1 protein-coding gene is annotated in these 3,163 nt (G+C 71.5%); it reads right to left on the bottom strand.

Going from position 1 to position 3,163, the window contains the following annotated elements:
* On the bottom strand, positions 1 to 3,163 hold a 3,163-nt coding region (locus ABZ845_RS31810), incomplete at both ends, for a condensation domain-containing protein (protein ID WP_360986987.1).

The raw sequence follows: 3,163 nt of genomic DNA, 5'->3' as shown, positions 1-3,163 counted from the left end.
GCATACGACACCGACACACCACCCGCAACCACCGCCACCGCCCCCGGCGCCTCCACAACCCGCGCCTCGAACAACTCATGCACCAACAGCTCCGGAAGAGCGGTAGCGGTGTCGTTCCACTTCTCCACGACCGTTCGGCGTTCCACCGAGTCCAGCAGTTCCACCTGGCCGACCCGCGCCTGCGGATCCGTGGCGATCAGCGTGAGCACCCGCGTCAGCCAGCGCGAGATCCGCTCCACCGTATCGGCGTCGAACAGATCCGCCGCACCGATCAGGCCGCCACGCAGGCCGGTGGGGGCACCTTCGGCGTCGTACCGCTCGCTGACGGTCACGGTCAGGTCGAACTTCGCGGCCTCGGCGCCCGCGGACAGTCCGCTGGTCCGCAGACCGGGCATGTCCAGCGCCGACGCGGAGCCGGTTCCCGCCGCCGGGGCGGTGTTCTGCAGCGTCAGCATGACTTGGAACAGCGGGTTCCGGGCCAGCGAGCGGGTCGGGGCCAGCTCCTCGACCAGCTTCTCGAAGGGCACGTCCTGGTGCGCGAACGCGTTCAGGCCGGCCTCGCGCACCCTGTCGAGCACCTCGGCCAGGGTCGGGTCTCCCGCCAGGTCGGTGCGTACCACCAGGGTGTTGACGAAGAACCCGATGAGGTCGTCCAGGGCCTCGTCCAGGCGCCCGGCGACCGAGGACCCGATCGGGATGTCGGTGCCCGCACCGGCTCGGCTCAGGGTGACGGCGAGGGCGGCCTGCAGCACCATGAACAGGGTCACCCCCCGCTCCCGCGCCATCTCCAGCAGTTGCCGGTGGACCTCGGCGGGCACCACAAGCTCGGCCACCTGCCCCTTGCGGCCGGCCACCGCCGGACGCGCCCGGTCGAACGGAAGCTCCAGCTCCTCCGGTGCGTCGGCCAGAGCCGCCCGCCAGTAGGCCACCTGTCGGGACAGCAGGCTCTCCGGGTCGTCCTCGGCCCCGAGGATCTCGCGCTGCCACAGGGCGTAGTCCGCGTACTGCACCGGCAGGGGGTCCCAGACCGGTGCCCGGCCCGCCAGCCGCGCCGTGTAGGCGGTCGAGACGTCCTGAGCCAGCGGCCGCATCGACGACCCGTCACCGGCTATGTGGTGGAGCACCACCACCAGTACGTGCTCCACCGGGCCCACGCCGAACAGCCAGGCCCTGATCGGGATCTCGGTGGCCAGGTCGAAGGCGTGAACGGCCGCCCGCTCGGCCGCCTCGGCGACATCCGTCTCCGGCAGCCGGGTGTACGGCAGCGCGAAGTCGACCTCGTCGCTGGGCAGGATCCGCTGGTACGGCTGCCCGTCCGCCGCCGCATAGACGGTGCGCAGCACCTCGTGCCGGCCGATCACGTCCCGCAGCGCGGCCTCCAGCGCGGCGCGGTCCAACTCGCCGTGCAGCCGCAGTGCCAGCGGGATGTTGTAGGTCGGACTCGGTCCCTCCAACTGCCCTATGAACCAAAGACGTTGCTGGGCGAAGGAGAGCGGCACGCGCTTGGGCCGCTCCACCGCCGTCACGGCCGTCCGGCCCGAGGCGGCCTGCGCCAGCCGTGCGGCCAGAGCGGCCGGGGTCGGGGCCTCGAACAGCGCCCGGATCGACACCTCCACTCCCAGCAGCGTGCGGATCCGGCTCATGAGCCGCGTCGCCAGCAGCGAATGCCCGCCCAGCGCGAAGAAGTTGTCCTCGACGCCGACGCTCTCCCGGTCCAGCACCTGCGCGAACGCCCCGCAGAGGATCTCCTCCTGCACGGTGAGCGACCGCCGGGCCGCCGCCCGGGTGACCGTGCCCCGATCGGCGGGCTCGGCCGGGGTGGGCAGCGCAGCACGGGCTGCCCGCGTTGCCGCGATCAGCTGATCCCGCTCGGCCGGGTCCAGCAGGTCGATGGTGGCGAAGCGGGACTCGGGGGCCTCCTCCAGCGCCGTGACCAGGTCAGTGACCGCCGTGTGCAGGAAGGTGCACAGTTTTTCGGGATCGGCCGGGGCGATGGCGTCGATGGCGACGACGAAGCCGCTGCCGTCGTCGTTCACAGCGGCGGCCACCGGGTAGTTCGTCCGGTCCCGGGTGGTGAGCATCCTGATGCCGTCGAGCCCGCCGCCGGTGGTGTCAGCGGGGTTCTGGTTGTGCCGGTAGTTGAAGAGCGAGGTGAACAGCGGGCTGCCGCCCGGCACGCCACTGGCCTGCTGCGCCACCGTGAGCGGGGCGTGCTCGTGCACCATCAGCTCGGCCAGCTGCTGCCGCATCCCGGCCACCGCCTCGGCCACGCTCGTCCCACCGACCCGCACCCGGACCGGCAGTGTGTTGATGAACAGACCCGGCACCCGGTCGGCGCCGGCACCGGCGTTCATCCGCCCGAACAGCACCGTGCCGAACACCACGTCGTCCCGGCCACTGACCGCCGCCAGCACCCGCGCCCACGCCACATGGAACACCGTGGCCGCGCCGACCAGCCTGGTCGCCAACCCGTGTATCCGGCCGGACAGCTCAGCGTCGAACTCGAGCACCGCCGTGACGGCCTCGGCGCCACCGCCGTGCACGTCCATCAGGCCGTACGGAGCCGTGGTCTCGGTGACATCACCCAGCAGGCCGGCGAAGTACCGCTCGTGCTCCTCCCGCGTCACACCGAGACGGGCCTGCGCCACGAAGTCCCGGAACGGCAGCGGCTCCGGCAACGAGCCGCCCTGACCGGACATGATCGCCCGCAGCTCACCGAGCAGCACGTCCAGCGTGGTGTGGTCCTGCAGCAGGTGATGGATGCGCAGCAGGGCCAGCCAACGGTCGCTGCCCGGCTCGGCGGCGATGTGCGCCCGCATCAGCGGCGCCCGGGTCAGATCCATCCAGCCACCGGAGGCCGCCAGCAACTGAGCCACCGCGTCCCCTCCATGCGGGTCCAGCCGCGCTTCCTCGACCGGCAGTGCCACCCGACGGGAGACCACCTGGACCGGTTCGCGCAGTCCGTCCCAGACGATGGCCGTGCGGTAGATGTCATGCCGGTCCATCACCTGCTGCAACGCCGCGAGGAACGCGTCCAGACGCTCACGCGAGTCGAAACCGAGCACGAAGGGGACGGCGTAGACGTCCTCGTCCATGCCGTCGCGGCCGGCCATCAGATGGTGGAAGAACAGACCCTCCTGCAACGGAGCCAGCGGATAGACAT

The sequence above is a fragment of the Streptomyces sp. NPDC047022 genome (assembly GCF_040644155.1).
Classification (GTDB): Bacteria; Actinomycetota; Actinomycetes; order Streptomycetales; family Streptomycetaceae; genus Streptomyces.
Note: the sequence above shows the minus strand (reverse complement) of the source record. Positions and strands in the feature narration are given on the sequence as shown.